Genomic DNA, 25,019 nt, shown 5'->3' with positions numbered 1-25,019 from the left:
AACGTATGAGTGATGCGATTCAAGTCAACACCCCGCCACATAGCGTCGAAGCGGAACAAGCTGTCCTTGGGGCCGTCATCCTCGATTCCGATCGGCTGATTACGGCCTCGGAGCGGGTCGACCCGGACGACTTTTATCGTGTCAGCCATCAACGGATTTTTGAGGCGATGCTGAAGATTAACGACCGCGGCGAACTTGTCGATTTGGTCACGCTCAGTTCGGAGCTTCAAGCCCAAGGCATTCTCGATGAAATCGGTGGGTTGACCTATTTGGCGGAAATCGCCGAAGCGGTTCCAGCCATCGGGAACATCGGATATTATTTGAACGTCGTCGACCAAAAGGCGGCGCTTCGCCGTTTGATTCGGACTGCGACGAACATCGTCTCGGACGGCTATGAACGCCAAGACGAGGTCGATGCCGTCCTGTCAGACGCCGAGCGGAACATTTTAAAAGTCTCGCAACGGAAAGGGCAGTCAAGCTTCCATCCGATCGGCTCCGTCTTATCGGACGCCTACTCGACGATTGAAAAACTGCACCAATCGAGCGGTGAAATTACCGGTATCGCGACCGGGTTCAGCGATCTCGACAAGATGACGGCCGGTTTCCAACGAAACGACCTCATCATCGTCGCAGCCCGTCCTTCGGTTGGTAAAACCGCGTTTGCGCTGAACATCTCGCAAAACGTTGCCGTCCGTACCGGCGAGAACGTCGCCATCTTCAGTTTGGAGATGGGTGCCGAACAGCTCGTCATGCGGATGCTCTGTGCGGAAGGCAATATCGACGCCCAGCGTCTACGGACGGGACGGCTCGAGGCCGAGGACTGGGGGCGGCTCTCGCTTGCCATGTCGTCGCTGTCACAAGCCGGTATCTATATCGATGATACACCGGGTCTTCGTGTCAACGAGATTCGGGCCAAGTGCCGCCGCTTAAAACAAGAGCACGGTCTTGGCATGATCATGATTGACTACTTGCAGCTCATCGTCGGGAACGGCAAGCCGGGCGAGAACCGGCAACAAGAAGTTTCGGAGATCTCGCGTACGCTCAAAGCGATCGCGCGTGAGCTTCAAGTGCCGGTCATCGCCTTGTCGCAGCTCTCACGTGGTGTTGAGAGCCGTCAAGACAAGCGGCCGATGATGTCAGATATCCGGGAATCCGGGGCAATCGAGCAAGATGCCGATATCGTCGCCTTCTTATACCGGGATGACTATTACGACAAAGAGAGTGAAGACGCCAACACGATCGAGATCATCATCGCCAAGCAGCGTAACGGTCCGACCGGAACGGTCAAACTCTCGTTCCGAAAAGAATACAACAAGTTCGTCAACATGGAGACGCAAGCCTTTGCGCCGCCGATGTAGAGACGAAATCAAGCGACGTCGACAAGACGTCGCTTTTTTTGTCCGACTTTCGACCCAAATGCCTTCGGAAATTCAAGAATGCGAGAAGTGAACGAAAAAAATTGAGTCAATAACGAACAAAGGGTTACAACTCAAAAAAAACGTTCGGTATTAGGTTGACTTTCAACAGGAGCAAGTGTACACTTACGGATGGTTTGAATAGAACGTTTATCTACAAGGAGGATTCATTATGTCATCAGTAGTCGTAGTGGGAACGCAGTGGGGCGATGAAGGTAAAGGAAAAATCACGGACTTCTTATCGAAGCAGGCCGAGGTCGTCGCGCGTTATCAAGGGGGAGACAACGCTGGTCATACGATCGTCTTCAACGATACGAAGTATAAACTTCACTTGATTCCATCGGGGATCTTCTACTCGGACAAAACATGTGTCATCGGGAACGGGATGGTCGTCAATCCGAAATCGCTCGTCACGGAGCTCGCGTATTTGCACGAGCGCGGTGTGAGCACGGATAACCTCCGCATCTCGAACCGGGCCCACGTCATCTTGCCGTACCATCAGTTGCAAGACAAGCTCGAAGAGGACGCGAAAGGCGACGCCAAAGTCGGGACGACACTCAAAGGGATCGGTCCTTGCTACATGGACAAAGCGGCGCGCATCGGGATTCGCATCGCCGACCTGCTCGACAAAGAAGTGTTCGCCGAGAAGCTCAAGACGGTCCTCGCGATTAAAAACCGCATGTTCGTGAAGATGTACGAAGTCGATGCGATCGAATTCGATGACATCTTCGAAGAATACTATGCGTACGGCCAACAGTTCGCCAAGTACGTATGTGATACATCGGTCGTGTTGAACAACGCGCTCGACGAAGAACAGAAAGTCCTCTTCGAAGGCGCGCAAGGTGTGTTGCTAGATATCGACCACGGAACATACCCGTTCGTCACATCATCGAACGCGGCCTCAGGCGGCGTATCGAGCGGTGCCGGTATCGGTCCATCGAAGATCCACCACGTCGTCGGCGTCTGTAAGGCGTACACGTCACGTGTCGGAGACGGCCCGTTCCCGACCCAGCTTGACGATGAGATCGGTCACACGATCCGTGAAGTCGGAAAAGAGTACGGTACAACGACAGGACGCCCGCGCCGTGTCGGTTGGTTCGACTCGGTCGTCGTCCGCCACTCACGTCGCGTCAGCGGCATCACAGACCTTTGCCTCAACTCGATTGACGTGTTGACGGGTCTTGAGACGCTCAAGATTTGTACGGCATACGAGTTCGAAGGCAAGCTCCTCGACGAGTACCCGCCGAACTTCCGCGTGCTCGAGCAGTGCAAGCCGGTGTACGAAGAGCTCCCAGGCTGGACAGAAGACATTACAGGCATCCGCAAGTTTGAAGACTTGCCGGTGAACGCACAGAACTATGTCAAACGCATCGAAGCGTTGACAGGCATCGAATTGTTGACGTTCTCGGTCGGACCGGCACGTGAGCAGACGGTCATCTTGCGTGACATTTACGAAGCATAAGATAGAGAGCCCTCGTGGCTCTCTTTTCATTTCCACGGAAATGGACTACGCTTTCTAACCTATAGAAAAAGAGTTACAATGTAGACATGTACGTTTAACGATAAGAGGAGGACTCACTGAATGGATCGTACGATTTTAGTGGTAGATGACGAACAACCAATCGCAGATATATTGAAGTTTAAGCTCGAAAAAGAAGGATACCAAGTCCACGTCGCGTATGACGGGGAAGAGGCGCTCGTGAAAGTCGAAGAAGTCAAACCGGATTTGATTTTGCTCGACATCATGCTGCCACTCAAAGACGGCATGGAAGTGTGTCGGGAAGTCCGTAAGAAGTACGACATGCCGATCATTATGTTGACAGCGAAAGACTCTGAGATCGATAAAGTGCTCGGACTTGAGCTCGGTGCTGACGATTACGTCACGAAGCCGTTCAGCTCACGCGAGCTCTTGGCCCGCGTCAAGGCGAACATGCGCCGTCACGCAACGGCCCCGGCCCCAGAGACGAAAGGTGCCAACGAGAACGATATCGTAATCGGTGATTTGACGATTCATCCGGATTCGTACATGGTCACGAAACGGGAAGAGAAAATCGAACTGACGCACCGTGAGTTCGAGCTCATCCATTACCTCGCCCAAAACATCGGGCAAGTCATGACGCGCGAGCACTTGCTCCAGACGGTGTGGGGCTATGACTACTTCGGCGACGTCCGTACGGTCGACGTGACGGTCCGCCGCTTGCGTGAGAAAGTCGAAGACAACCCATCGACACCGACGTATATCATCACGCGTCGTGGTGTCGGCTACTATTTAAAAGCAGGAGAAGAAGACTAAACGATGAAACGGACGAACTTCTTTAAATCTATCCAGTGGAAGCTCGTCGTCATCTATGCGCTGCTCATTCTTGTTGCGATGCAAGTCATCGGAGTGTACTTCGTACGCTCCCTCGAACGACAATACATCAACAACTTCTCGCAGTCGCTCGTCGATCGGGCCAACCTACTGAGCTATAACGTCAGTGAAGGGATCGCATCGAACGGCGGTGACTCGACCTCGGACCAGCAGTTGAACCAGGTACTGGATCAACTGCTGTCTGAGTTTACGGAGAGCACGACGCTAGCTGACGACATTCGCGAAGTCCAGATTATCGACACGAACAGTGTCGTCCGGGCGACGTCGAATCCGAACAACCAGAGTCTCGTCGGACAACGGACGGCGAACTCGTTCATTCAAAAATCATTCGCGACGAGCGGGGCGCAAGAGACGCTCGTCTATGAAGACTCGAACGAGCGCATGCGCGTCGTCGCCGTTCCGGTCAAGTCCGAGGTCGATGGGACGACGACGGGGATGATCTATATCGAGGCATCGATGCAGTCCATCTATAACCAGATGGAGCAAGTGACCCGCATCCTTGCGACCGGGACGCTGATCGCCCTCATCATCACATCGATTCTCGGAATCTTGCTGTCACGGACGATTACGCGACCGATTGCGGATATGCGTCGACAAGCCGTCGAGATGCGAAAAGGGAACTTCTCGCGGAAAGTTAAAGTCTATTCCGACGATGAGGTCGGCCAACTCGCCTACGCCTTCAACGAATTGACTGATGAGCTGATGGAGGCGAATGCCACGACCGAGGCCGAACGACGTCGCTTGACGAGCGTCCTCGAGAACATGTCGGACGGGGTCGTCGCGACCGACCGCTCGCTCCGGGTCATCTTGATGAACGACCAGGCCCGAGATATGATCGGACTCGCCGAAGAAGAGGCGATGGGGGCGAACCTGCAGAATTTGCTCGAGTTTGATGACGAGATCGTCATCCCGGAAGATGGGACGATGCCGCCGAAACTCATCGACCTCAGTACGGACGAAGAGCTGTTCCTCGTCCGTGCCTACTTCTCGCCGATTCAAAAGCATAGCGGTCCGATCACCGGTCTGATCGTCGTCTTGCACGACGTGACCGAGCAAGAACAAGTCGAGCAAGACCGCCGTGAGTTCGTCGCGAACGTTAGCCATGAGCTACGGACGCCGCTCACGACGATGCGGAGTTACCTCGAAGTGCTCGCGGAAGGCGCGTATAAGGACGACGAGCTCGCCCCACGCTTCCTCGAGACGACGCAAAACGAGACGGAGCGGATGATTCGCCTCGTCAACGATTTGTTACAACTGTCGAAGATGGACAGCAAAGAGTATACGATGCAAAAAGTGAAGTTCGACTTTATCCAGTTCTTCAACGATATCATTGAGCGGCATGAGATGACGAAAGGCGAGACGATCCAGTTCCGCCGTAAGCTTATGAAGCGCCGTGTGTACGTCCATGCCGATCAAGACAAGATGACGCAGGTCATCGACAACATCATCACGAACGCGATCAAGTTCTCACCGGAAGGCGGGACGATCACGTTCCGGACGATGCTCCGGGCCAAACGCCTCGTCATCGGCATCAAAGATGAAGGGGTCGGTATCCCGAAATCGAACTTGAAAAAAATCTTTGAACGGTTCTATCGGGTCGACAAGGCCCGGGCCCGTAATATCGGTGGGACCGGACTCGGTCTATCGATTGCCAAAGAAGTCGTGTCGGCCCATGGCGGCGACATCTGGGCGGAGAGTGAGTTCGGACGAGGCACGACGATTTACTTCACCATTCCGTTCGATACAATCGTGGAGGTGAATGACTGATGGAACGACCACGCTTCTTGGCGAAGCCAGAACTAGTGAAATCGCTCGTCTTGCTCACCTTGATCGTCACGTCCATCGTCCAAACGGTCATCCTGTGGGATTACCATCCGAAGTATCAGTCGGTCCAATCGGAGACGCAAGTCGCGACGGTGGATGAGTCGTTGCAGCGCCAGGCGCGCCAAGTCATCGTGCCGGCCCAAACGGTCGTCCATGAGAACAACGCCGTCTTTGCCACGAAGAACACGCCGAAGCAGATTATGCGCGTCATCCGGGAGTCGTTCGAAGCGAGTGAGTTCAAACCGCTCGCCGTCAAGAACGTCCCGAGTCTGTATGCGGGCGTCGATGAGGCCGTCGAGCTGATTCTACCGGAAGCCTATTATGCGGACACGCTCAGCTACATGCTCCCGGGCTCGTACAGCCTGTCCGGGAAAGTGCCGCAGCGGGCCCTCATCTTCATGAAGGACGACACGTGGCGCATCCGTACCATCATGAGCGACCAATCGCTCTGGGAAGGCCGCTTGTCGAAAGTCGGCCAAGGGGACGTCAACAGCCTGTTCTTGAAAGATTCGGACCGGTCGATGCGACGTGTCACGTATACGGATGAACGCGTCAACTACATCCCGGTCGTCGGACCGGCGATGAACGAGCTGTTCGCCTATGACGTGTCTCAAATTCAAATCTCGGCCCGTCTCGATTGGATGCGCGATACGTTCTTCCCAGGTGACCCGAACGTACAGGAAGTCGACCCGGCCAGCTCCGTCGGCGCCCTCACGAACGGGATTAGTGTCGCCGAGTACGATGCGAAGCTGAACGCGAGCCGTTATCGGAACTTGTCGCGCAACAGCACGGAACAAGAATCGGTCATCGGGCTCGACACGATCGTCGAATTCGTCAACTTCCACGGCGGTTGGGTCGATGAGACGTCGGAGAGCCAAGGCTTGTCGCTTCGTTTCGATGCGGTCACCCCGGCCAATAAAGGCTTTGAGACGACCGTGTTCCGGTTTCACGTGAACGGTTTCCCGGTGTTCAGTCAACGGGAGGCGTTCATTAACAACGACGCTGTCGACTTGTCGACGCTCCGGGTCGAGAACGATGGGACGCAAGTCCGGTCGATCACCCGGCACCATCTCGAGATCGATCGTTTGATTTCGGTCGGGACGACGCAACTCGCGGATGGACAAGACGTGGTCGATACGCTCGTCAACGCCGGACGATTTGAAAACGTGACCGAGATTCGTCTCGGCTATGAGATTGAATACAATGAAGACACGAGCCGTTACGTCACGTTCTCCCCGAACTGGTTCGTTCGGGAAGCCGGGAGATGGATCCCGTTCGATCAACCAGAGGACTGGACAGAAAGGATGATGTATCGTGGACTGGAGTAAAGCGAAAACGATTCTCCTCTTCGCCTTCCTCGCGCTGAACATCTATCTATTGTTCCAGCTCTTGACGGAAACGTGGGCGACGGAGGTCGTGACGAACGACAATACGTCCATCGCGCAGATCTTGGACCAGCGCAACGTCGATGCGTCGAAGTTGCCACGGATGGGCCGAGACATCGGTTATTTGACGGGATCGTCAGAACAGATGTCGGCCTCGATGATCACGCAGAATCGAGAAGTCCAGCTGGCGACGACGCTCGACAACATGCAGCTCGAAGTCGAGCTGAAACAACCCGTCCCGCTCGATCAAAACGATTTGCGGACGACCGCGTCGACGTTCGTCTCGGAGTACGTCCCGTTCGGTTCCGAGTATGCGTACTGGCGCTATGACGCCGAGACGCGTCAAGTCGCTTTCGTACAGACGTATGAGAACAATAAGATTTTCTCGAATCCCGAAATCGACGGGGAAACCGAGAAGTACATCGGTCCGTCGCTGCTGTTGCTTCAATTGAACGAAGCGTTCGAAGTGACCGACTATAAACAACGTCATTTGACGAATTTGACCTCGAAGTCGCAAGACGACCTCGTCTTGACGGCGAGCGAGGCTATCTCGCAACTCGCGGCCCGGAAGTACTTCCAGCCGAATCAAGAGATGCGGGCCATCAACACAGGCTTCTATAGCCTGCCGCTCGACAGTACCGGCAGTTTGATTATTATGCCGCCGCTCTGGTCGATTACGATTGACGAGTCTGTCTATTTCGTCAATGCGATCGATGGGACCGTCGAACGGGTCGAATTTGATTCAGAAGAATGAAAGGAGTGATCGAGTGACTTTACGCTATAGTGTGCTTGCGAGCGGTTCGACCGGGAACGCCCTCTACATTGAGACGGAACGGGCGAAATTGCTCGTCGACGCCGGATTGACCGGGAAGGCGATGCAACAACGCATCACCGAAATCGGCCGATCGTTTGATGGTATCGATGCACTGCTCGTCACGCATGAGCACTCCGACCATATTAAAGGTGTCGGGATTCTCGCTCGAAAATACAATTTACCGATTTACGCGAACGCGAAGACGTGGGACGCGATGGAATCCTTGATCGGGAAGGTCGACCCGGCCTTGAAATTTCACTTTGAGGTAGGCGAGATTAAACAGTTCGGGGATATCGAGATCGAGTCGTTCAACGTCAGCCATGACGCGGCCGACCCGATGTTCTATCAGTTCGCCCATGACGGCAGGCGCCTCGCCCACATCACGGACACGGGCTATGTGTCCGACCGGATGAAAGGTGTCATCCGCGGCGCCGACGATTTTATTTTCGAGTCGAACCACGACGTCTCGATGCTGCAGATGGGCCGTTATCCGTGGAGCGTCAAGCGACGCATCCTCGGGGACTACGGGCACGTCTCGAACGAAGACGCGGCCATCGCGATGAGCGAGGTCATCGGGGACCAGACGAAACGGATTTATTTGGCTCACCTGAGTAAAGACAACAACATGAAAGAACTCGCTCAAATGAGCGTCTCGCAAACACTCGGGATGCGCGATGTCGACCTCGGTCGCATCAAATTGTGCGATACTGACCCATCGACCCCCACTTCGCTCGTTTCTTTATAAGCGAACTTGGGAAAAGACAGGTAACACACTGTCTTGAAGGGGGGACGCGTCGTGAATGAAGAGAGACACCATGAGTATGAACCTCAAGACGTCGAACCTTTAACGCGCGAAGCAGATACAATGAACGATGTAAAACCGACGTACCCATCTCGCAGCGAATGGCGCCCGAAACAAGAAGAACATGTGCGCCATAAGCCGCGATTGAATTTAAAACCGTTGTTACTCGGAGGGGTTGGCGGATTCTTAGGAGCGGCTTTGTTCTTTTTGGCGATGATGCTCTGGGATTCCCCAACCTCTCGTTTTGTGACGAATGAACTCATTCGGACGGAACAAGCGGTCACCGTCACGGAATCTGACATCACGAGCGCTGTGACGGGCGCGAAGACGTCCGTCGTCAGCATCACGAACATCCAGCGCGCCTTCACCTCCGACTCGCAGTGGGAGGCCGGAGCGGGCTCTGGTGTCATTTATAAGCTCGACGGCGACACGGCGTATATCGTGACGAACTTCCACGTCATCGAGGAAGCGGACGAGATTAACGTGGCGTTCGCGGACGGACAAGTCGCGACGGCGACGATTCTCGGCGAAGACCCGCTCAACGATTTGGCCGTCGCATCGGTCGAGCTGCCGGCCAATATCGATGTTGCGCCGATCGCGCTCGGCGACTCGACCGTGCTTCAGGCGGGCGAGACCGTCATGGCGATCGGGAATCCGCTCGGTGTCTTTTCAAACTCGGTCACCCGTGGTATCGTCAGTGGTGTCGAACGCACCGTACCGGTCGATACGAACAGTGACGGTCTCATGGATTATAACGCCGAGGTCATCCAGACCGATGCCGCCATCAACCCGGGGAACTCCGGCGGGGCACTGATCAACATCCGCGGCGAGCTCGTCGGCATCAACTCGATGAAAATCGCCGAGGCGAGCGTCGAAGGGGTTGGCTTCTCGATTCCCGTCAACGTCGCGCTGCCGGTCATCGATATGCTCGAGCGGGACGGGAAAGTGACGCGGGCCCAGCTTGGCGTCACGATTCAAGAAGTCATCGCCGTACCCGGTAACGTCCGGGAAGAGTACGGGATTAGTTTTGACAACGAGGACGGGGTGTTTGTCGAGGCAATCACGCCCGGCAGTCCAGCCGAAGAGGCAGGCCTTCGCGTCGGTGACGTCATCATCAAAATCGGCGACCGCGACATCAAACGCTACGTCGATTTGAGGGACGCGCTGTACCGGGACGCCACGGTCGGGGATAACGTCACGATCGAATATACGCGACGCGGCAAGATCGGCAAGACCGAGGCCACATTAACTGAAGCAACCTAAAGGAGCTGCGACGCTTCTTTTTTAAGGAGGAAACATTGTGGAAAAAAAAGTATGCAAGGAACATGTTGAAATCGCTTTAGATATCATTGTGGACGAGACGGGGGAATACCCGTTGCTCGAGGAACTATCCACAAGTGGACAAGTGACATGTGAGTTCTGCGATGCCGACGCAACATATGTTGTGTCAAGCAAAAAATGATTATCAACATGTGGATTTGTGGATAACTCTGTGGATAACCCTATGGATAACTCCAAAAAAACTGTGGAAAAAGGAAGAATTGGATGAATATTTCAATTATCACGGTCGGCAAACTAAAAGAGAAGTATTTGAAACTAGGGATTGCCGAGTACACGAAACGGCTCTCGGCCTACGCAAAAGTGCAGGAAATCGAGGTCCCGGACGAGAAAGCACCCGAGCATTTGAGCGAAGCGGACATGTTTCTAGTAAAACAAAAAGAAGGCGAGCGAATTTTAGCGAAAATCAGTCCGGATACGCATGTCATCGCGTTGGCCATCAACGCAAAGCAGCGGACGAGCGAAGAGTTTGCCCGCGAGCTCGATCAACTCGCGACGTACGGCAAGAGCAAAATCGCGTTCGTCATCGGTGGCTCGCTCGGTTTATCGGATGATGTCATGAAACGCTCGGATGATACGATCTCCTTCTCGAAGATGACGTTCCCGCATCAATTGATGAAGCTCATCTTGTGCGAACAGATTTATCGGGCGTATCGAATCAACCGGAATGAGCCGTACCATAAGTAACCGCGCATACATTCTTTTAGCGTCAGAGGCAGCTCACTGTCTTTGACGTTTTTTTTTGCAGGTGAAAATCTTTGGTCACCGAATGCTAGTCCTATTGAAAAGATTTTATGGCGTTGAACATCAAGCACCTGTTTTAATTAAAATTCGCAGAGATTGAATAGTTGAAAGGAGGCTTCACTTTGAAAAAAACCATTTTAATTAATGCATCTTTTTTGGTCGACATCGAAGAAACAGAAATATATAAGGATTTTGGAATAATTGATCAAGTCACAAACGAGTTGTGTCAGGGTCAGACAATCCAAATCGGTATGAATGAAGTGAATGTGGAATGGGAAAGTTGCTCCACGGTTGTCTTGGACCCAGGTGCAATGAATTGTGGACGATGCTCAACTTGTGGGCGCTGGACAACAGATAGAGAAAAGAATAATGTGTTATTACAGTTGTCTAATGGAGCAACTTTCGAAGGAGAACTGCGGTGTGATGACTGTTTACCAGAAAATCACAGGTGGTCATTTTAAAGTGGCACTCACAAAATAAGCGGAGGTAGTTTATTACGTCTCCCGCAGACAGCGAGTTGAACATCGTTCAACTCGCTGTTTTTTATTGAGTCTAATGTTAAAAAAGATTGTTGATACTTAGTTTCAGATTTACAATATAGATAAAAATAATCATAAAATGGTAATTTTTATAAAAATAGTAGAGGAGCTTTTCATAATGGAATCGAAACGAGAACGAACGAGCCGACGGACATCATTTTTTCAAAGATATTTGATCCCAATCACAATCGCTTCGTCTGTCATTGTATCTGGTACGGTCGGATACTTTGTCAGCCACTTCAACACGAAAGAATCGATTGCGCAAGCGGAGATGCAATCTCGTGTCGACGACATGCAAGAAGAGTCTGTGGCCGCCATTGAAAAAGAGATACCACAAATTATCGACGATTTAGAGGAGTACGACCAAGACTTAGCCCAGCTCGTCAAACAAGTCGATTGGTTGAAGCGAAATATGATTCCTGTCCGTGACGGATTGGACTATATCAATGGAGCGACGCTTGTTATTTCGGGGGTCAACAGTGTGGTCAGTAATCCGATTTTAGGTAAAATGAGCTCTTCTTTAAGCTCTGCCAACAGTACGTTAAATGAAGTAGACGCCTTTCTATTTCGGTTGGAGCACTTATCGAGTGTCAAACAAGAGATGGGTGCGACGCGTAAACAAATCAGTGAGTTGTATAAGAAATACCAAACTGAGAATAATCCGGCATTACTATTGGAAATGGAGCACGAATTGGATACGGAACTTGTCTATCAAATTGAAGACGTTCGCACCTCCACGATTGAAGCGAGGGAAGTACTCGAATCATCTGCTGGCGTCGTAACGGCGACGAACAACACCATCTCTATTTACCAAAAGGCCAAAAATACGGGTGGAAAAGCCCTGGAGACATTACAATTTTGGAAAGAAGAAAAGGACAAAAACAAAATCGATCAGGAAAAATATGAGCAAATTGAAAAAGAGCTTGCAGATTCAAGGGAACGTCTAAAGGATTTGCCTGATGAAATGGCCGAACGTTCGAAAAAGACGATTTCATCTATCAATGAAGTGAAAACAGAGCTTCAAGTCATAAGAATGGCTGAAGTGATACAAGGAGATTGAGACATGGAGCAGAAAAAACTGGTCCCGTTCTTGAACTATATGACGGATGAACGGTTCGTGAATCAGCGCGACTACTTCCATAATCCGGACCATTTGAACGGGAAAGGGAGAACGCTCCTATCGTCTCTCGTCTATGAGGATTTGAAACGGCTCGGCTATCTATAAGAAAAGGAAATCTACAATCGCGTAGATTTCCTTTTTGTATGGTCGCGCATCACGTGCGAAGCTCGCTCATCAACGCATGCGTATTGCCCTCCGAGTCCTTGAAGAAAGCCATCCACGTCTCGAGGGTCTCCATTTTCGCGACGAGATGCGGCTCGTCGATAAACTGAACGCCTTTCGCCAAAAGCTGTTCATACGCCTCAGTGAGATTGTTCACTTGGAGATACAGCACGGAGCTCGCTTTCGCAAAGTCTTCATTCTCAGGACGCGACAACATGAGCCGTACACTGCTGCATTCTAAAAAGGCGAGCTGGCCAGCTTGGAATAAGAGTGGAAGTTGAAGCGTGTCCCGGTAGAAACGGACCGCGCGATCCAAATCGTGCACCGGCACATAGATTTGTCTGATTTGCTGAATAAGATTCAACCGATATCCCTCCTAAACATAGCGTCTGTTACGTGTGTGGTGCATGTATTCCTTGTTTAACGCGTTTGGCGAATCCGTTGGACCGTCAACATTCCTAGCGCCAGGACGATGCCGAGACCGATCCATGTGAAGACGTAGATGAACGGGGACCCGGTCGTCCCGATGGCCACCTCGTTGTGAAGCGTGGTGACGTTGCCCGCCTCGGCGATGATATCAGGTTCATAATTGAGTGTGCGGATGAATCCGACCCCGAACGTGGCGACGAAATACAACAGGTGAAGCGCGGTTGAGAGGAGCATCGCTCGTTTCGTGATCTTCAAGTCAATCTTCCTTTCCATGTTTCGCTTGCTGGTGCAGCAAAATTTTTTCTTCCATTTGTGCGTGTAGTTTGGTGACGATCCCGTCTGGATGCGGAGAAATCGCGAGTTGGACATGGACCGGGAACATCGCCCATAAATCGGTCGGATAATATGAACCGTCCCGCGGCAACCGATGACCTTGAATCGTAAAGGATTCGTCATCGTCGTCAAGGTATAATACAAGGGGAGCGGACATGCCCGAACCCTGCTCAAAGCGATCTCCTTCTTGTACGTACTCTTGAATGAGCGCCCAGACGTACACCTCATTCTTCGTGCTGTTCGTGTCGAGGATTTGATACGTCGTCCACACCTCGCCACCGAAATTCGGATTCATCACCTCGGACGTTAAATAGCGCTCGATTTCGCTATGGTCAACGGAGACGGATTGGCTCATCGTGACGAACGATTCTCCTGTCGCCGTGTGATAGACGCCTGAGACGAGCGTGATCGTACAAAATGTGGTCAGCATGAGTTTTTTCAAAAGGAGACCTCCGCATCTTTGCAGTGATTGAAGTTTTGATTTTATCGTATCGCATTTAATCCGAATCGTGGGAGGTATTGACTAAAATTTGAAGGAGGACCATCCAATGCAAATCATTTATCTAGCAGGCGGATGCCTATGGGGCGTCCAAGCGTTCATCAAAACATTGCCCGGTGTCATCGAAACAGAGGCCGGACGGGCGAACGGGACGACGGATACACTTGACGGGGACTATGATGGGTACGCCGAGTGCGTCAAAACGACGTTCAATCCGAATGTGGTCACGGTCCATGACTTGATGCGTTATTTGTTCGAAATCATCGACCCGTACAGCGTCAATCGGCAAGGCGAGGATGTCGGTGAAAAGTATCGGACCGGCGTCTACAGTACAGACCCGCGCCATTTGGAAGCCGCGCGCACGTTTATCGATAGTCGCAGCGACGCGGACCGAATCGCGGTCGAGGTGTGTCCGCTCACGAACTACGTCCGGAGCGCGGACGAGCATCAAGACCGGCTCGCGCGATGCCCGGACGATTACTGCCACATCCCGCAAGCGTTGCTCGAGAAATATAAGCGGGCCGCGCATAAATAGAGATGTTGAATCGGGCAGTAACGAAAAAATAAACCTAGCTTATGTGATGGTGCGGCAGATGATATAGTGGTCAAGGTAAACCATAATCATGTCATCACGGAGGACCATTATGTTCACACTCGGCATCATCGGTGGCGCCAGTTTGTTATTGGCTGGAATCGTGATCGTGGTTAGTTTCCTTGTCATTCGTGCCATCGTCAAAATGGTGAAGTAAGCACGCCAAAAAAGGAGTCTCGTCACCGGAACTAGGTGTCGAGACTCCTTTCTACATCACGCCCGTTCGAGGACGTTCACCAGTAGTTGATGTACGACTTCGTGGTCGCGCACGTCGTGAAGTTTGTAATCTTTCCCGGGCAATGTGTACCACTCGGCCGCCCCGACGTACGTGATGGCGAGTTCGAGCGTGCCGTCCTCGCGGCACGTCGTCTTCAGTTCGAGTTCCCCGCTGATGACACCAACTTCTTCGGTCATGACACCGTGGGATGCTTTAAAGATGGAAGATTGCTGACTCATGACAGACTCCTTTCACTATCAATAGCTGCACGCGTTGATCGCCGTCTGGAGGGCCGTCTTTTCTGTTGACTGAAGGCTGAGTCCCCAACGGCTCTTCGTCTCGACCCACATCTTCGCATAGGCACAACGCGCACCGGTGCGCGGAGGTTGCCACGTCGACGGGTCTTGGTCTCCTTTTGAACGGTTCGAGCTGGCCGAGACGGCAATCAACTGTGGGCCGTTCAAATCGTTGGCGAAGCTTTGACGTTTCGTTGTCGTCCAACTGCTTGCGCCTGAACGCCAAGCTTCAGCCAGCGGAACGACATGATCGATATCGATATCTGACGGAGACGTGAACGTGATGCCGTCATAGTAACTGTACCACGTGCCGGTTGTGACCGGGCACTCATTGACGACAGAGTCGGCGTCGCGCTTCAAGACGACGTGACGTGTGTTACAACCATTTCCTTGGCTACTCCAGTGCGGGAACAAGTCACGGCTATAGCCGGTCATCGCCCCTTCAGTTTTCACCGTCAACGCATTTAATTTGGTGAGTGCATCCGCTTTAGACGGAATATTTGGGGGAAGTGCCGAAGCGGGTGAGGTCGTGAAGTGGAGCGTTGTGGCGACTAAGATGATGGCGAATAACGAACTGATGCATTTTTTGAACATGTTTGTGCCTCCTATTATGTATGACGACTGAACGACGCGCATCGTAAACGCACGATGCACATCGACTATACATGGCAAGGAAGTGAGAAATACGCAAATTTACAAAAAATGAATCCAACGATTATAAAAGTTGAGGTCAGGGGCATGATACATGACATCAGACGTCCCGGCTTTAGCACTACTGACATACGCGCCGACCCTAACTATTGGTATAATGAAGTCGGTTTGTAGCAAAGGACGAAGGAGTGGGAATGAATGAATCAAAAAGACATCGCGGCGATTCGCAAGCATTTCAAATTGAATGCGGAAGCGGTCAAAATCGCTGACATTTATAATATTTATATTCGCCAGGACAGCAACGAGATTTTTTACGAGGAGTTACGCTCGTTCCCGTTCGTCGAGCAGGAGCACCAAGAGTTGTTCCTCGCCAACTTCAAGAAAGTACTCGGTGGTAAAATCGACGAGAAGCTGTTCGAAGTGAAGTTCCAGCACCCGGAAGCCGGGCAGACCGACCACACGCAGACACTGCTCTATGAGGCGCTCCGGACCGACGAGATTGAGGAGTGGGCCGGTATGATGCAGCGGATTGCGCTCAAGATGGTCCAGGAGGCTCCGTTCGAGAAAGATATGGTCGTCACGTTCATCCGCTTCAAATACAATAAGCCGACGCGTCGTCATTCCGAGGAGACGGAGATCGACATGCGTGATGAGGTGTGGACGTCACGATTCATCCTATGCAGCATCAATCAGACCGAGCTCCCGAAACAGTCGCTCGTGTTCGATTATATTGAGCGGGAGTTCAAGTCGAACATCTTCATCAATCCCGTCATCAAGCTCGATGCACCAATCGGCGGCTTTATGTTCCCGTGCTTCACGGACAACGCGGCCGACGTCAACCACATCTTATATGCAGCTCAGAAAGCGCACCAACCAGATTTCGGCTTCATCGAGAACGTCTTGAACGGTACCGAGATTGTGACGGCGGTCGAAGAGAAGGCGATGTTCGAGGAAGTCGTCAAAACTGTCATCGGCGAAGAGGTGAACGTGGGGACGCTCGCTACCGTTTACGATGAAATCAACCAGATGATTCTCGCCGAAGCGGAACGCGAGGACGAGGAAGAGACCGTGCCGATGATTGATGCCCGCACAGTCGAAATCGTCTTGAAGGCGAGCGGAGTCGAGGACGTGACGACGGAGAAAGTCGAGGCGGCGTTCCAACAAGTCGTCGACGACCGACAATATGAGATGAAGGCGAGTAGCGTCGTCCCGAAATATACGTCGAAATCGATTAAAATCAATACGAAAGTCGCCAACATCTCAATCAGTCCTCAAGACTTGAAGTACGTGAGACAAGTGAACGTGAAAGGGAAACGCTGTTTGTTAATCGAACTAGAAGAAGACACGGAAATCGAAGGATTCAAGCTGATCTCGGAAGAACTGTTGGACTGATGCTAAGCGGAGGACCGCCCTTGCTATCCAGTCGAGTCCTCGTTTGCCTCGAGAGGACAAGCTTGATTTTCTTCATCAAAAAGACTGAGGTTCAGACATGTGTCTGAGCCTTTTTTTGACAATCGCGTAAGGATGGTTGAATTTCGGAACGGTTATCGGTATGATGCTCTTGAAAGCGTTCTCTCGGTAGTGCTTATTTTTTTAACATTTATCGAAAGCGCTTTCGATGATAGCGGATAAATCAAAAAAACCTCAACCCTGTTCCGCGTGGAGAGGTGTCGAGGCTAGAGTAATGATTATTTTTTCGCCTTGCTCACTTTCAACTTCTTGCCTTTGACTGGTGTCGATTCCATCGCCTGAAGGACGAGTGAACCTTTTCCGTTCAAAATGTCGACGTACGTCATCTGGTCGTTGATTGTGATGATGCCGATATCGTCAGCCGACACGCCAGGAATTTTGGCGATTGTCCCGACGAAGTCGATGGCGCGGAGTTTTTTCTTCTTCCCGCCGCTGAAGTGAAGCTTCATGATGTCTTGGTTGATGCGGGCCGTCTTGTTGTTACGAACGACACGTCGACCGCTCAACTTTTCTTCGAACGCGGCTTGGTTGCGTGCGACTTCTCGTTCAGTCGGTGCATCCATCTCCGGGATGTCGAACTTGATGAACGCTTCGATGGCGCGTACGAACTTGCCTTCATACGGCGTCGCGAGCGTGATCGCTTTCCCGGCGTTACCGGCACGACCTGTACGACCGGTCCGGTGCACGTAGCTCTCTTTTTCCATCGGCACGTCATAGTTGATGACGAGGTTGACGTTATCAACATCGATGCCGCGTGCCGCGACGTCGGTAGCGACGAGATAACGGAAGTTGCCCATCTTGAACCCTTCCATGACGGCGAAGCGGTCCTCTTGCTCGAGGCCGCCGTGGAGGCGTTCGCACGAGTAACCGGCTTGGTCGAGCTCGGTGTACACCGTGTCGACGTGTTCTTTCGTCCGACAGAAGATGAGGCAGCTGTCCGGATTCTCGACGACCGTCACATCTTTTAGCACGGCGAGCTTGTCTTCGCGGCGCACTTCAATCAAGCCGTGTTCAATCGTCGAAGCAGTGACCCCGCTCGATTCGATGGCGACACGAATTGGTTCGTTCATGTGCTTCTGGCACAGGCGCTCGATGTCGTTCGGGAACGTCGCCGAGAATACCATCGTCACACGGTCGCGCGGCAATTCTTGAAGAATCGCCTCGACGTCAGCGAGGAAGCCACGGTTCAACATCTCGTCGGCCTCATCGATAATCAAGTAATCGATTTGATCGAGGACGAGCGTCTCCCGTTCGATGTGGTCCATGACGCGTCCTGGTGTCCCGACGACGACGTGCGTCTTCTGCTTCAATTCTTCACGTTGTTTCGAGAACGGTTCTTTTCCGTAAACGGCGGTCGCCTTGATGCGTTTGAAACGACCGATGTTCGTCATATCCTCACGGACTTGGACGGCGAGTTCGCGCGTCGGTGTGAGAATCAGCACTTGCGGCTTATTCTCTTCCCATTCGATGAGTTCGGTGACCGGGATGCCGAATGCGGCAGTCTTCCCGCTTCCGGTTTGGGCTTTGACGACCAAGTCTTGACGCTCGAGGGCGAGCGGGATGACTTTCTGTTGGACTTCGGTCGGTGATTCGTATTTCATGATGCCGAGCGCGCGCTGGATGTCTTCGCTCAGGCGATAGTCTGAAAAGCGTGGTTGATTCATAGGGTTACCTCTTTTTCGTGTAAGAAACTTCTATTCGAGAAATTTTCATTAGCAATTTGGATTACGCTTCATTATACACGAAACGAAGCGGTTCGTCGTTCATGCACGAAAACGGTCAAGACGAAAGCCGCTTAAATCGAACGGTGTCTGTCCGTCTAGCGTGAGCTGGCTCAACACTTCACCCATGACACTGCCGAACTTGAAGCCGTGACCGGAGAAGCCACAGGCGATGAGAACATTGGGATGTTCGGGATGAACATCGACGATGAAATCATGATCGTCCGACATCGTGTACAGGCACGTCTTCCCTTGCTTCAAGTCTCCGTTCGCCTTTGGCATATACGTCGCGAGGAAGTGGCGCAAATCTCCCTCGTCGGTTTCATAGCGACCGAAGTCTTGCGTATGTAGGTTCGGGTCGATGGCCTGACCGCCGTCGGTCTGTCCGACTTTGAGTCCGGCCCCGTCAAGACTTGGGAAACCGTAGAACATCCGGTCACCGTCCTCGACGAAGAATGAGGGGAGCGTCGCGTCTGAATACAGTATCTCGTCCGCATCGAACCAGCCGACGACTTTACGAGTCGGTTGAAGCGGGAGCGATATGTCGGGAAGGAGCTGCTTCGCCCATGCGCCGACGGTGACGATTACGTTCTTCGCGTAAAACGTTGCTTCAGACGTGACGATGGTGACGCCGTCCTCATGGAACTCGAGTAACTCGACCGGTGTGTTCATGACGAGCTCGGCGCCATTTGCGGCGGCCCGCTCACGATATGCTCGAATCGCGTTCTCACTATAGAGCAGTCCCGACTCGGTCTCATAGCAACCGATATAGTCGTCGGGGATTGAAATCCCAGGCCAACGCGCCTCGACATCTTGTTTCGATAACAATTGGAGCGGCAACTCATACTTTTCGGCCGAGGCGATTGTCTCACCTAAAAACGCCGAGTCGCGTGGCCCGAGACCGAGCACGCCCGTCTTTTGAAAAATCGGATACGGGGCTTCACGGTCGAGCTCTTCCCATAGCGTTTGGGCCCGTTTGACGAGTGAGACATAGGCTCGACCTTCCCCGTAAGCGTGGCGAATCATCCGGGTGTCTCCGTGATGGCTACCTTTGTTGTGAGGCGGGTCGAACGCATCGATAACGAGCGTATGGGCACCGCGTTCCGTCAAAAACGAGGCGGCTGACATGCCCATCGTGCCGGCCCCGATGACGGCGACGTCGTATCGTACTGGCTGTGACATAGAATCCTCCTACCTTTCTGTTTATGTATTAGTAGAATGGTATGGAACTAGAGGAAGATTGTCAATTTTTGAAAGTTTTATCGTTCTTGAAGCAAGCGCTCCATATACGGTTCAAGTTTGAATTGTGGATGGTCTTTCAAACTGCTCGCAAACAAGGCGTGAAGTGATTGTTTGGCACGTCGGATTGACACTGCGTCGATGGAGGCCGGGTACGTCTGTAAATAGCCTTCGATGAACGAGCGGTTCAACGTATGATACGCCTTGAATTGATGGACCTTCAGTCCTTCTTTTAGCGCCTGAGCCGTCAATGTCAACTCTCGCAACGTCTCGAGCATTTTCAAAGCATAGATGGGATTGTCTCGCTTCAACTCTTTCTCAAGAGCCAGCGAGGCATAAATGAACTCGAAAGGAACGTCACCGGTCTCATACTGGGTAGGACTCGCGATGAACCGCTCATGTTCAGCCTCCATTCGTTGAAGGAGTTGCCCGTCTCGATCGGCGACGACCTTCCAAAGCGGGGAACGGACCGGTAGGATTTCAAACGGGGCGATGGAGATGTTAAATTCCAATTGATTCTCAAGTAGGACGATCAATAAAAAGATATCCGGTCCGAACCGCTTCTCTTTGATGAAAACCGGGGATAACTGGAGAAAGTAGCCGGCTAGATGCTGCTTGATGGATTGGGGGTCAACGCCAGTACGGGCAGCGACCATTAAATCGATATCAGAGTATTGGTCCTGATAGCCTGCGGCACCGGAGCCGAGCTGAACGACACCTTGAACACCTGTGTCGGTTTGTAGATGGTGAAGCACGTGTTGGAAGTGTGTATCTCTTTCGACTGTACTGTACATAACAAGACCTCGTTTTCGTAGATGATACATCCTTATTCTACCAATCGAGGACGAACCCTTTAAACATGTCAGGAGGATGAAGTGATGGAACAAACTTATGCACAACTCGTAGATTACTTAAGCCAGTCGCAAAATCGAAATCATGAGGACGGCGTCGAGACAATCACCAAACCGATTCCCGATTCGGATGTCAGCGGGGATTTGGATTCGCGCGTGTTGGCCGTCATCAAAGACTATGCCGCAGCCGAGTCGGAGCCGACATTCGATTTGGCATCGGCGCGTGCCAGCATGGGTTGGCCGAACCGGGATGTGACGACGACGGACATCACGACAGACCACGTCACGATTCCGAGCCCGGACGGCGACATCCCGGCGCGTCTCTATCGGCCACGCACGGAAGAGATGCTACCGGCCATCGTGTTCTTTCACGGCGGCGATGGTCCAGTCGCAAAACGACTTGTATATGGTCGTCGACCGTCCGGACACGAACTCGTTCGATGACAATACGGGCGCGGCGCTCGCTGCTGGGACATTGACGCGCGGTGAACTGCTCCGGAGTGCGGCGAACATCTGTCGTTTCGTTTTGCAGTCTCCGGCGATGGAGCGCGAGCTCGGCATTCATGACGGCACGGTCGAGGTGGTCGGGCTCGACGAAGAGGCCGGACAAGCCATCGATTTCGATGTGACGTATCGCCACCTTGAGAGCGGTGAAGCTGTTCAGTCTGAGTGACGCCGACACATCGACGGGGAGCACACACGTCTTCGCTGTCTCGGTCGATGAGACGGGCACATACGACGTGATGATCACGGCGAAGTCGGACGCGGGCGAACTTGCCCAGATGCCGGTCACGTTGTTCGCCAACAACATCCCAGGCCCGACGTTCACGTTCAACGGCACGGACGGGGAATGGGTGACGCAGACGAAGCAAGTGTTCTTCTTGAACCAGCACAACTACTTGCAACTCTACTTCGCGCTCGGCGGTCTCGACGTGAAAGACATCACGTTCACGCTCGTCGACTTGTTCAGCATGAAAAACGGATAAACGTTCAAACGCGTGCGTCTGCATTCTTTTCAAAAATGACGAGAAATTTTGTATAATGAGGTCAACATCTTGTGATTTGAAAGGGGGGCGCATATACGTGGAAAATCGTTTGAGATTTTCTAAGTCTTCAATCACTCATGCAAAGCCAGTTGTCACAAGGGCGATCGTTTGCATGGGGCAGAACGGTTCATTTGATCGCTAGGTAATCTTTTACAACAACGGCTTTGCTTCCTTATTGTCGGATTTTCTATAAGGAGCGAGCAGATATGAAGTACGTAAATGCGCAACAGGTTCTTCCAGAGAAGTTGCTTCAGGAAGTTCAACGATACGTCCAAGGGGAAACGCTTTACGTCCCCCGGACCGGTCAAGAAAAGAAGCGCTGGGGAACAGTCAGTGGTGGCAAACAGCTGCTTGAACAACGGAATGAAGCGATTCGAACATCCTATGCGAAGGGGTCTCGGGTTGACCAGTTGGCGGCTGAATATCATTTGGCCGTCACAACCATTCGAAAAATCGTTTACTCTTCAAATTAATCAACGGCACAACGCATAGTTGCGATTGTGCCGTTTTTTATATAAAACAGTTCTAACTTGAAGTCGGTGCAATCAGGCAGTGCAAAATCCTTTACACTAAAAGAAGTCAGGATGGAGAAAGGATGACGGAACATGTCAGAGCGTTTTATGGAAAACCACCAATTCAACTTCATTCGAGAACAAGTCGAGATCATTCGAGATAGTCGAAAGAAAAGCTTACCGGCTTCCGTATTACAAGCCGTCATCGATTTGGCTAATGCTAAAATCGCATATCTGTTTCCAGATGCGACGCCATCTCAGCTTGCGATGATGGACGTATCGACTTTAAAAACAGATGAATCGTATGACGTTTTCATAGAAGGGTTAAGACCTCATGTCCGGTCATTCCCTCAAGTTACGGAACCACAAGTGAAAAAAATGTTTCCCAAACAGAAAAAGCTAAGGCTTCCGGACGCAACGAGTTTTAATGTGAATCGGATGTCCTACATGAGCTGGAACGACTTACGTTCCAATCGGAAATATATCGTTTGCGAGAAGGATCATCAGCTTATGGGAATCGAGCTCAAGGCAAGCTCGAACGCGAAGAAAAATATTTGCGCCTTCTGTAACCAGTTTGCAGAAGTCTCGTACTGTGTCACCATCACAAAAGCGAAACAAGCGAAAAATCCTGACTATTATAAAGCGATTGGGACGTATATTTGTACAGACAGTGCCTCATGCAACGAGAACATGACCAATTTGGACGCCTTGATGACGTTCGTCGAAACGGCGTTAAAAGAGTGAACAGAGAATCGACCGTGCGTCGATTCTTTTTTGGCTTTAAAACATCAAAGATATACAGCGATGCTGATTTGATTTATATTCACTTCGGATGTGAAACGAGATGGCGCTTTAGTATGTTTAAAGCGTTTTGATCCCATAACGGAGTTGTTCGATTTCCTCGTTTTCCCAGCCATTTCGGTCCACAGCATTGAGTAACTGATGACTGGTTTTGATGAGTGCATCTTTCAATTCCTCAAGCGATACAATTCCCATAGGCGTCTTAGGATGACTATCTTCTACGAATGTGAGTTCGACATCTGTGGCGGTCACTTTTTTAGCCGCTATCTGGATTGGACCGTCCATAAATTGAAACGAGTATGTCTCCCGCAACGGGGCGAATAAGAGGGCACGGTAATTGTCGACCCACCAGTTCAAGACGATGGCGACGAAATCCGACCAGTCTTGTCCCGGGAAATAATCATGAAAATCGATGACAAAGGCGATGTTACCAACGATTTGATTCGAGTATGTTAACGAATGTACATCAAGTTCGATTGAAATGTGATTTAGCAAGTACGCTCCTCCTTAATGAATGATGTCAGATGAATGGTGACTGATTGTAGTGCATGTTGAACAAAAAGTTGTATGATAAATAAACCATTAAATGTCATTTCATTGTAGGGGGAACATGTATGAACACTTCCATTATTTTTGATATGGACGGTACCTTGTTTCGGACAGAGACCGTCTTAGAGAAGGCACTTGACGAAACGTTTCATTTTTTATGCAAAAATGAGGGATGGGAAGGTGATGCACCGATTGAACAATATCGTGAGATTATGGGAGTTCCTTTGCCTGTCGTGTGGGAAACGTTGCTCCCTAATTATTCGATGTCTGTTCGAGCCATAACAGACGATTATTTCTTGAACCGCTTAATCGAAAATATTCGAAGTGGCAACGGGGAACTCTATCCAGGGGTGGTTGCTTTGTTTGAAAAACTAATATCCATGAATTGTACCCTGTATATTGCGAGCAACGGCTTAATCCCCTATTTAGAGGCGATTGTGTCGCACTATGGCTTGCACCACTGGATTACAGCAACATACAGCATCGAGCAAATCGAAACGTTGAATAAAAGTGATTTGGTCGCTCACATCTTGACAACCCATAACATTCAAGACGGATTCGTCGTCGGTGATCGACTTTCTGATATTGCAGCGGCGAAAGCGAACGGCCTCGTATCCATCGGGTGTCGGTTAGATTTTTCCCAAGAAGAGGAATTACAGCAGGCGGATTATGTCGTCAATCAACTGGTAGATATTCCGGAGATTGTTGCCACACGACGTGTCCTCCTGTGAAGGGGAATGAATCGATTTGGGTATTGTTCCGTATAGTAGGATACAACACACAATCGGAGGAATGACGATGAACACGCTCTACATGAAACAGAAGGTATTTAGCTTGCGCGGACGCTTCACTATCAAAGATGCGGACGAGAACGATCGGTACTTCGTCGAAGGGAGCTTCATGAAGCTGCCGAAATCGTTCACAATCTCAGACAAAGATGGTCACGAGATTACGACAATCACGAAAAAGACGTTCAGTTTCTTGCCGAAGTTCTATGTCGACGTCGAAGGGCAGGAGACGGTCACGATTTCGAAAGAGTTCACGTTCTTTAAACCTCGTTATACGATTGATGCGGCCGGCATCGATGTGCAAGGTAACTGGTGGGACATGGACTTCCAAGTGATGCAAAACGGCCAAGTCATCGGCAGCGTCCAAAAGAAATGGCTGTCTTGGGGTGACAGTTACGAGATTCAAGTGATGGACGAGATGATGGAGCACCTGCTCATCTCAATCGTCGTCGCCATCGATTGCGTCAAATCAGATCAAGCAGCAGCGAGTGCAGCAACATAAAGGGGATGG

Annotated in this window: 31 protein-coding genes; 22 read left to right on the top strand and 9 right to left on the bottom strand. The window is 51.4% G+C overall.

Annotation, left to right across the window (positions count from 1 at the left end; all coding sequences use genetic code 11):
* The first annotated feature begins 5 nt into the window (after positions 1-5).
* From dnaB to KNP83_RS11930, 13 genes are all read left to right on the top strand, one after another.
* The gene (gene dnaB / locus KNP83_RS11990) at positions 6-1,358 is read left to right on the top strand and encodes a replicative DNA helicase (protein WP_214762668.1); all 1,353 of its coding nucleotides are present in this window, start codon (positions 6-8) and stop codon (positions 1,356-1,358) included.
* Positions 1,359-1,587: 229 nt separating this feature from the next.
* Positions 1,588-2,877, top strand: a complete 1,290-nt coding sequence (locus tag KNP83_RS11985; RefSeq protein WP_214762667.1) for an adenylosuccinate synthase — start codon at positions 1,588-1,590, stop codon at positions 2,875-2,877.
* A gap of 120 nt (positions 2,878-2,997) precedes the next feature.
* Positions 2,998-3,708 (top strand): response regulator YycF, encoded by a 711-nt coding sequence (yycF, locus tag KNP83_RS11980; protein ID WP_034806238.1) that lies wholly within the window; start codon positions 2,998-3,000, stop codon positions 3,706-3,708.
* 3 nt (positions 3,709-3,711) lie between these two features.
* Entirely contained in the window at positions 3,712-5,553 is a 1,842-nt protein-coding gene (walK, locus tag KNP83_RS11975; protein ID WP_131434363.1) for a cell wall metabolism sensor histidine kinase WalK, read from the top strand.
* Positions 5,553-6,938 (top strand): two-component system activity regulator YycH, encoded by a 1,386-nt coding sequence (gene yycH, locus KNP83_RS11970; protein ID WP_214762666.1) that lies wholly within the window; start codon positions 5,553-5,555, stop codon positions 6,936-6,938. Before walK ends, yycH begins: the two co-directional genes overlap by 1 nt.
* A complete protein-coding gene (locus tag KNP83_RS11965; RefSeq protein WP_214762665.1) occupies positions 6,925-7,749 on the top strand; it encodes a two-component system regulatory protein YycI in 825 nt (274 codons plus the stop codon). The genes yycH and KNP83_RS11965 overlap by 14 nt, the downstream gene beginning before the upstream one ends.
* 13 nt (positions 7,750-7,762) lie before the next feature.
* Positions 7,763-8,554 (top strand): MBL fold metallo-hydrolase, encoded by a 792-nt coding sequence (locus tag KNP83_RS11960; protein ID WP_034780331.1) that lies wholly within the window; start codon positions 7,763-7,765, stop codon positions 8,552-8,554.
* Positions 8,555-8,605: 51 nt separating this feature from the next.
* Complete coding sequence (locus tag KNP83_RS11955; protein ID WP_214762664.1) at positions 8,606-9,874, top strand: S1C family serine protease; 1,269 nt, start codon at positions 8,606-8,608, stop codon at positions 9,872-9,874.
* A 37-nt stretch (positions 9,875-9,911) separates the two neighbouring features.
* On the top strand, positions 9,912-10,073 hold the full coding sequence (locus KNP83_RS11950) for a CxxH/CxxC protein (RefSeq protein ID WP_021067873.1): 162 nt from the start codon (positions 9,912-9,914) through the stop codon (positions 10,071-10,073).
* Positions 10,074-10,156: 83 nt separating this feature from the next.
* The gene (gene rlmH / locus KNP83_RS11945) at positions 10,157-10,636 is read left to right on the top strand and encodes a 23S rRNA (pseudouridine(1915)-N(3))-methyltransferase RlmH (protein ID WP_214762663.1); all 480 of its coding nucleotides are present in this window, start codon (positions 10,157-10,159) and stop codon (positions 10,634-10,636) included.
* Between the two features lie 179 nt (positions 10,637-10,815).
* Complete coding sequence (locus tag KNP83_RS11940) at positions 10,816-11,154, top strand: hypothetical protein (RefSeq protein WP_214762662.1); 339 nt, start codon at positions 10,816-10,818, stop codon at positions 11,152-11,154.
* A 196-nt stretch (positions 11,155-11,350) separates the two neighbouring features.
* Positions 11,351-12,292 (top strand): hypothetical protein, encoded by a 942-nt coding sequence (locus KNP83_RS11935; RefSeq protein WP_214762661.1) that lies wholly within the window; start codon positions 11,351-11,353, stop codon positions 12,290-12,292.
* A gap of 3 nt (positions 12,293-12,295) precedes the next feature.
* Entirely contained in the window at positions 12,296-12,457 is a 162-nt protein-coding gene (locus tag KNP83_RS11930; RefSeq protein WP_214762660.1) for a hypothetical protein, read from the top strand.
* 49 nt (positions 12,458-12,506) lie between these two features.
* Here the strand turns inward: KNP83_RS11930 and KNP83_RS11925 are convergent, their stop codons facing one another.
* Genes KNP83_RS11925 through KNP83_RS11915 form a run of 3 tightly spaced genes read right to left on the bottom strand, consistent with a single transcriptional unit; the run spans position 12,507 to position 13,718 of the window.
* The gene (locus tag KNP83_RS11925) at positions 12,507-12,878 is read right to left on the bottom strand and encodes a VOC family protein (protein WP_214762659.1); all 372 of its coding nucleotides are present in this window, start codon (positions 12,876-12,878) and stop codon (positions 12,507-12,509) included.
* Positions 12,879-12,934: 56 nt separating this feature from the next.
* Positions 12,935-13,198, bottom strand: coding sequence for a hypothetical protein (locus KNP83_RS11920; protein ID WP_214762658.1), 264 nt, complete (start codon positions 13,196-13,198; stop codon positions 12,935-12,937).
* A gap of 1 nt (position 13,199) precedes the next feature.
* The gene (locus tag KNP83_RS11915) at positions 13,200-13,718 is read right to left on the bottom strand and encodes a hypothetical protein (protein ID WP_251139356.1); all 519 of its coding nucleotides are present in this window, start codon (positions 13,716-13,718) and stop codon (positions 13,200-13,202) included.
* Positions 13,719-13,824: 106 nt separating this feature from the next.
* Here KNP83_RS11915 and KNP83_RS11910 point away from each other — a divergent pair, with 106 nt between their 5' ends.
* Positions 13,825-14,310 (top strand): peptide-methionine (S)-S-oxide reductase, encoded by a 486-nt coding sequence (locus KNP83_RS11910; protein ID WP_214762657.1) that lies wholly within the window; start codon positions 13,825-13,827, stop codon positions 14,308-14,310.
* Between the two features lie 270 nt (positions 14,311-14,580).
* Here the strand turns inward: KNP83_RS11910 and KNP83_RS11905 are convergent, their stop codons facing one another.
* Both KNP83_RS11905 and KNP83_RS11900 read right to left on the bottom strand, forming a co-directional pair.
* Positions 14,581-14,823, bottom strand: a complete 243-nt coding sequence (locus tag KNP83_RS11905) for a hypothetical protein (protein WP_214762656.1) — start codon at positions 14,821-14,823, stop codon at positions 14,581-14,583.
* Between the two features lie 18 nt (positions 14,824-14,841).
* Positions 14,842-15,474, bottom strand: coding sequence for an HNH endonuclease family protein (locus tag KNP83_RS11900; protein ID WP_214762655.1), 633 nt, complete (start codon positions 15,472-15,474; stop codon positions 14,842-14,844).
* Between the two features lie 255 nt (positions 15,475-15,729).
* On the opposite strand from KNP83_RS11900, the gene KNP83_RS11895 reads away from it, so the two are divergent.
* Complete coding sequence (locus tag KNP83_RS11895) at positions 15,730-16,923, top strand: DUF4317 domain-containing protein (RefSeq protein WP_214762654.1); 1,194 nt, start codon at positions 15,730-15,732, stop codon at positions 16,921-16,923.
* Between the two features lie 296 nt (positions 16,924-17,219).
* Here the strand turns inward: KNP83_RS11895 and KNP83_RS11890 are convergent, their stop codons facing one another.
* The 3 genes from KNP83_RS11890 to KNP83_RS11880 form a co-directional block, all read right to left on the bottom strand.
* Positions 17,220-18,665, bottom strand: coding sequence for a DEAD/DEAH box helicase (locus KNP83_RS11890; RefSeq protein WP_214762653.1), 1,446 nt, complete (start codon positions 18,663-18,665; stop codon positions 17,220-17,222).
* Between the two features lie 99 nt (positions 18,666-18,764).
* Positions 18,765-19,904 (bottom strand): N-methyl-L-tryptophan oxidase, encoded by a 1,140-nt coding sequence (solA, locus tag KNP83_RS11885; RefSeq protein WP_214762652.1) that lies wholly within the window; start codon positions 19,902-19,904, stop codon positions 18,765-18,767.
* 77 nt (positions 19,905-19,981) lie between these two features.
* Positions 19,982-20,755, bottom strand: a complete 774-nt coding sequence (locus KNP83_RS11880) for an aminoglycoside 6-adenylyltransferase (RefSeq protein ID WP_214762651.1) — start codon at positions 20,753-20,755, stop codon at positions 19,982-19,984.
* An 84-nt stretch (positions 20,756-20,839) separates the two neighbouring features.
* On the opposite strand from KNP83_RS11880, the gene KNP83_RS11875 reads away from it, so the two are divergent.
* The 5 genes from KNP83_RS11875 (at position 20,840) to KNP83_RS11860 (ending at position 23,114) form a co-directional block, all read left to right on the top strand.
* Entirely contained in the window at positions 20,840-21,256 is a 417-nt protein-coding gene (locus KNP83_RS11875) for an alpha/beta hydrolase family protein (RefSeq protein WP_214762650.1), read from the top strand.
* Positions 21,219-21,485 carry a hypothetical protein gene (locus KNP83_RS15240; RefSeq protein WP_353048558.1) on the top strand — a complete coding sequence of 89 codons (267 nt, stop codon included), beginning with the start codon at positions 21,219-21,221 and terminating at the stop codon, positions 21,483-21,485. Before KNP83_RS11875 ends, KNP83_RS15240 begins: the two co-directional genes overlap by 38 nt.
* Positions 21,463-21,798 (top strand): carbohydrate-binding protein, encoded by a 336-nt coding sequence (locus KNP83_RS15235; RefSeq protein ID WP_353048556.1) that lies wholly within the window; start codon positions 21,463-21,465, stop codon positions 21,796-21,798. The genes KNP83_RS15240 and KNP83_RS15235 overlap by 23 nt, the downstream gene beginning before the upstream one ends.
* A 266-nt stretch (positions 21,799-22,064) precedes the next feature.
* Positions 22,065-22,331, top strand: coding sequence for a CD3324 family protein (locus tag KNP83_RS11865; RefSeq protein WP_214762649.1), 267 nt, complete (start codon positions 22,065-22,067; stop codon positions 22,329-22,331).
* A 132-nt stretch (positions 22,332-22,463) separates the two neighbouring features.
* Positions 22,464-23,114, top strand: coding sequence for a FusB/FusC family EF-G-binding protein (locus tag KNP83_RS11860; protein ID WP_214762648.1), 651 nt, complete (start codon positions 22,464-22,466; stop codon positions 23,112-23,114).
* A gap of 117 nt (positions 23,115-23,231) precedes the next feature.
* On the opposite strand, the gene KNP83_RS11855 is transcribed toward KNP83_RS11860, so the two are convergent.
* Entirely contained in the window at positions 23,232-23,666 is a 435-nt protein-coding gene (locus KNP83_RS11855; RefSeq protein WP_214762647.1) for a hypothetical protein, read from the bottom strand.
* Positions 23,667-23,785: 119 nt separating this feature from the next.
* Between KNP83_RS11855 and KNP83_RS11850 the strand changes: the two genes are divergently transcribed.
* Positions 23,786-24,451 carry an HAD hydrolase-like protein gene (locus KNP83_RS11850; protein WP_214762646.1) on the top strand — a complete coding sequence of 222 codons (666 nt, stop codon included), beginning with the start codon at positions 23,786-23,788 and terminating at the stop codon, positions 24,449-24,451.
* A 67-nt stretch (positions 24,452-24,518) separates the two neighbouring features.
* On the top strand, positions 24,519-25,010 hold the full coding sequence (locus tag KNP83_RS11845; protein ID WP_214762645.1) for an LURP-one-related/scramblase family protein: 492 nt from the start codon (positions 24,519-24,521) through the stop codon (positions 25,008-25,010).
* Positions 25,011-25,019: the final 9 nt, after the last annotated feature.

Origin of the sequence: Exiguobacterium sp. s146, from assembly GCF_018618415.1 — a bacterium.
GTDB lineage: Bacteria > Bacillota > Bacilli > Exiguobacteriales > Exiguobacteriaceae > Exiguobacterium.
The sequence above is the reverse complement of the archived record's forward strand: the minus strand, read 5'-3'. Positions and strand labels throughout refer to the sequence as shown.

Coding starts and splice junctions, on each gene's coding strand:
- dnaB (WP_214762668.1), top strand. CDS start 6: ATGAGTGATGCGATTCAAGTCAACACCCCGCCACATAGCGTCGAAGCG.
- KNP83_RS11985 (WP_214762667.1), top strand. CDS start 1,588: ATGTCATCAGTAGTCGTAGTGGGAACGCAGTGGGGCGATGAAGGTAAA.
- yycF (WP_034806238.1), top strand. CDS start 2,998: ATGGATCGTACGATTTTAGTGGTAGATGACGAACAACCAATCGCAGAT.
- walK (WP_131434363.1), top strand. CDS start 3,712: ATGAAACGGACGAACTTCTTTAAATCTATCCAGTGGAAGCTCGTCGTC.
- yycH (WP_214762666.1), top strand. CDS start 5,553: ATGGAACGACCACGCTTCTTGGCGAAGCCAGAACTAGTGAAATCGCTC.
- rlmH (WP_214762663.1), top strand. CDS start 10,157: ATGAATATTTCAATTATCACGGTCGGCAAACTAAAAGAGAAGTATTTG.
- KNP83_RS11935 (WP_214762661.1), top strand. CDS start 11,351: ATGGAATCGAAACGAGAACGAACGAGCCGACGGACATCATTTTTTCAA.
- KNP83_RS11930 (WP_214762660.1), top strand. CDS start 12,296: ATGGAGCAGAAAAAACTGGTCCCGTTCTTGAACTATATGACGGATGAA.
- KNP83_RS11910 (WP_214762657.1), top strand. CDS start 13,825: ATGCAAATCATTTATCTAGCAGGCGGATGCCTATGGGGCGTCCAAGCG.
- KNP83_RS11905 (WP_214762656.1), bottom strand. CDS start 14,823: ATGAGTCAGCAATCTTCCATCTTTAAAGCATCCCACGGTGTCATGACC.
- KNP83_RS11900 (WP_214762655.1), bottom strand. CDS start 15,474: ATGTTCAAAAAATGCATCAGTTCGTTATTCGCCATCATCTTAGTCGCC.
- KNP83_RS11895 (WP_214762654.1), top strand. CDS start 15,730: ATGAATCAAAAAGACATCGCGGCGATTCGCAAGCATTTCAAATTGAAT.
- KNP83_RS11890 (WP_214762653.1), bottom strand. CDS start 18,665: ATGAATCAACCACGCTTTTCAGACTATCGCCTGAGCGAAGACATCCAG.
- solA (WP_214762652.1), bottom strand. CDS start 19,904: ATGTCACAGCCAGTACGATACGACGTCGCCGTCATCGGGGCCGGCACG.
- KNP83_RS11880 (WP_214762651.1), bottom strand. CDS start 20,755: ATGTACAGTACAGTCGAAAGAGATACACACTTCCAACACGTGCTTCAC.
- KNP83_RS11875 (WP_214762650.1), top strand. CDS start 20,840: ATGGAACAAACTTATGCACAACTCGTAGATTACTTAAGCCAGTCGCAA.
- KNP83_RS15240 (WP_353048558.1), top strand. CDS start 21,219: ATGGTCGTCGACCGTCCGGACACGAACTCGTTCGATGACAATACGGGC.
- KNP83_RS11865 (WP_214762649.1), top strand. CDS start 22,065: ATGAAGTACGTAAATGCGCAACAGGTTCTTCCAGAGAAGTTGCTTCAG.
- KNP83_RS11860 (WP_214762648.1), top strand. CDS start 22,464: ATGTCAGAGCGTTTTATGGAAAACCACCAATTCAACTTCATTCGAGAA.
- KNP83_RS11850 (WP_214762646.1), top strand. CDS start 23,786: ATGAACACTTCCATTATTTTTGATATGGACGGTACCTTGTTTCGGACA.
- KNP83_RS11845 (WP_214762645.1), top strand. CDS start 24,519: ATGAACACGCTCTACATGAAACAGAAGGTATTTAGCTTGCGCGGACGC.